General features: G+C 70.8%; 4 protein-coding genes and 1 pseudogene. 4 read left to right on the plus strand and 1 reads right to left on the minus strand.

Annotated elements, in window-relative coordinates; all coding sequences use genetic code 11:
- From DBR36_RS08250 to glmM, 4 genes are all read left to right on the plus strand, one after another.
- The coding region (locus DBR36_RS08250; RefSeq protein ID WP_146185283.1) for a type II CAAX prenyl endopeptidase Rce1 family protein at positions 1-328 on the plus strand (328 nt) is incomplete at its 5' end.
- Between the two features lie 188 nt (positions 329-516).
- A complete protein-coding gene (gene rplM, locus DBR36_RS08255) occupies positions 517-963 on the plus strand; it encodes a 50S ribosomal protein L13 (RefSeq protein WP_094734663.1) in 447 nt (148 codons plus the stop codon).
- 24 nt (positions 964-987) lie between these two features.
- Entirely contained in the window at positions 988-1458 is a 471-nt protein-coding gene (rpsI, locus tag DBR36_RS08260) for a 30S ribosomal protein S9 (protein WP_074696481.1), read from the plus strand.
- Positions 1459-1472: 14 nt separating this feature from the next.
- On the plus strand, positions 1473-2828 hold the full coding sequence (gene glmM, locus DBR36_RS08265; protein WP_108318436.1) for a phosphoglucosamine mutase: 1356 nt from the start codon (positions 1473-1475) through the stop codon (positions 2826-2828).
- Positions 2829-2890: 62 nt separating this feature from the next.
- Here the strand turns inward: glmM and DBR36_RS08270 are convergent.
- A pseudogene (locus DBR36_RS08270) lies at positions 2891-3188 on the minus strand (Ppx/GppA family phosphatase); the annotation flags it as partial.

The raw sequence follows: 3188 nt of genomic DNA on the forward strand, positions 1-3188 counted from the left end.
CGCCGCGGGGACGCTCGTGACGCCGATCGTGGAGGAGCTGTTCTTCCGGGGGGTCGTGCTCGTCAGCGCGATGCTCCTGCTGCGGCCGATCGCCGGTGCCCGGGCCGCGGCCGTGGCGGCCATCGCGGTCTCCGCGACCCTCTTCGTGGTCGCCCATGCGCTGGCCGCGCCGCAGAGCGGGGCGGACCTGCTGAGCCTCGCCCTGCTCGGCCTGGTCGCCGGAGTGGTCACGGCGGCGACGGGTCGCCTCGGCCCAGCCGTCGTGATCCACCTCGTCTACAACGCCACGGGATTCGCGCTGCTCGCCGTCGGCGCCCTGCTCGCCTGAGAAGAGTGCGCGCGTTTGGCGCTGGCATCCGGATGCCGTAGTCTTGCTCTTTGGTGCCCGCCTCTCTGCGAGCGGGTTGCCCGAACGTGAGCCCTCCACCGGCCCTGTTCTCCCGGCTTCGACGGGGCAACGGACCACCGGAGCGGGATTCACGAACTCCTCCGTTCGATCAAGAAAGCAGCACTACTGTGACGCGCACTTTCACCCCCAAGGCCGCTGAGGTCACGCGCGAGTGGGTCGTTATCGACGCCACCGACGTCGTCCTCGGCCGTCTCGCCTCGCACGCGGCGGTCCTCCTCCGCGGCAAGCACAAGGCCACCTTCGCCAACCACATCGACTCCGGCGACTTCGTCATCGTGATCAACGCCGAAAAGGTGGCGCTCACGGGTCAGAAGCTCACGCAGAAGAAGGCGTACCGCCACTCGGGCTTCCCGGGCGGCCTCAAGTCCGTCACCTACGACGAACTCCTCGAGAAGAACCCCGTCCGCGCGGTCGAGAAGGCCATCCGCGGCATGCTGCCCAAGAACAGCCTCGGCGCGGCGCAGCTCAAGAAGCTCAAGGTCTACCGCGGCGCCGAGCACCCCCACGGTGCCCAGCAGCCCACGGCATACACCTTCGACCAGGTCGCCCAGTAAGCGCCGCCGGATAAGGACGAAACAGTGTCGAACATCGACTCCAGCAACTACAGCACCGAGACGCCGGCCGAGCAGTCCGCCGTCGCCACCGAGCGCCCCGTGCTCTCGGTCCCCGGCGCAGCCGTGGGCCGTCGCAAGCAGGCCATCGCCCGCGTGCGTCTCGTCCCGGGCTCGGGCACGATCACGGTCAACGGCCGCACGATCGAGGACTACTTCCCCAACAAGCTGCACCAGCAGCTGATCAACGACCCGTTCACGGTCCTTGAGCTCGCGGGCTCGTACGACGTGATCGCCCGCATCTCCGGTGGTGGCCCCTCGGGCCAGGCCGGCGCGCTGCGCCTGGGCATCGCCCGTGCGCTCAACGAGATCGACGCCGAGAACAACCGTCCGACCCTGAAGAAGGCCGGCTTCCTCTCGCGCGACGCTCGCGTCAAGGAGCGCAAGAAGGCCGGTCTCAAGAAGGCCCGCAAGGCGCCTCAGTACTCCAAGCGCTGAGTTCGATCCTCCGTATGCCTCTTTTCGGCACGGACGGGGTGCGGGGGCTGGCCAACGGCCTCCTCACCGCCGAACTCGCGCTGCACCTGGCCCAGGCGACTGCTGTCGTCCTGGGCCAGGGCCGTTCTGCGGAGGCGCGCAAGGCGGAGGGCCGTCGACTGACGGCCGTCGTCGCGCGCGACCCGCGGGTGTCGGGGGAGTTCCTCGCCGCCGCGGTGGCCGCAGGACTCGCCTCCTCGGGCGTCGACGTGCTCGACGCCGGAGTGATCCCGACCCCGGCCACCGCCTTCCTCATCGCCGACCACGACGCGGACTTCGGCGTGATGGTGTCGGCCTCGCACAACCCCGCCCCCGACAACGGAATCAAGATCTTCGCCCGCGGCGGCACCAAGCTCCCCGATGTGGTCGAACAGCGCATCGAGAGCGCGCTCGAGGGCCAGCGCCTGCAGCCCACGGGCGCCGGCGTCGGCCGCATCCGCCGCTTCGCCGACGCCGAGGACCGCTACGTCCTGCACCTGCTGGGGTCGCTGCCGCACCGGCTCGACGGCATCCACGTGGTGCTCGACTGCGCCCACGGCGCGGCCGCCGGAGTCTCGCCCGAGACGTTCCGCGACGCGGGCGCCCAGGTGACCGTGATCGGCGCCGAACCCGACGGGCTCAACATCAACGACGGGGTGGGCTCGACGCACCTCGACGTCCTGGCCGAGGCCGTCGTGCGTCTCGGTGCCGATGTCGGCATCGCGCACGACGGTGACGCCGACCGCTGCCTCGCCGTCGACGCGGACGGGAACGTCGTGGACGGCGACCAGATCATGGCGATCCTCGCCGTCGCGATGAAGGAACGCGGCGCGCTCGCGGACGACACGCTCGTGGCGACGGTGATGAGCAACCTCGGGCTGCATCGCGCGATGCAGGCCCACGGCATCCGCGTCCTGCAGACCGCCGTCGGCGACCGCTACGTTCTCGAGGCGATGAACGAGGGCGGGTACTCGCTGGGTGGCGAGCAGTCCGGTCACGTCATCATGAGCGAGTTCGCCACGACCGGCGACGGCCTGCTCACGGGACTGCACATCGTCGCCGAGATGGCGCGTCAGAAGAAGACCCTCGCCGAACTCGCGTCGATCATGACGGTCTACCCGCAGGTGCTCGTGAACGTGCGCGGCGTCGACCGCGACGGTGTCGCGGACGCGGACGTGCAGGAGGCCGTGGCCGCTTCGAGCGCCGCGCTCGGCGACTCCGGCCGCGTGCTGCTGCGCGCGTCGGGGACCGAGCCGCTGGTGCGCGTCATGGTCGAGGCCGCAGACGAGCACACCGCCCGCGCGCACGCCGACAAGCTCGCCGCGGTGGTGCAGGAGCGTCTGGCCCTGTAAGCACGGCGTCTTCCGAGGGGCTCGGCGCCCTCCGTTCCGGCGGGGCGCCGAGCCCTTCGTCGTCAGTACTCGAGCGACTCGATGTACCGCAGCAGCACGCCCTCGCGCAGGGCCCACGGCGAGACCTCGAGCTCCTCGACGTCCATCGCCTTCATCGCGCGCTCGACGACCACGGCCGCGGCGACGATCTGGAACGTGCGGTCCGCGGTGATGCCCGGCAGCGCCTCGCGCGCGTCGGCCGGGATGCGCGCGAGACGCGGGATCCAGTCCTTCAGCTCGCGCCGGGGCAGCACCATGCGGTCGATGCCCGACCAGCCCGGCACCGGGTATCCGGCCAGCTTCGCGAGCGAGCGGATCGCC

It is taken from the genome of Microbacterium sp. HMWF026 (assembly GCF_003061325.1).
Lineage (GTDB): Bacteria > Actinomycetota > Actinomycetes > Actinomycetales > Microbacteriaceae > Microbacterium > Microbacterium testaceum_E.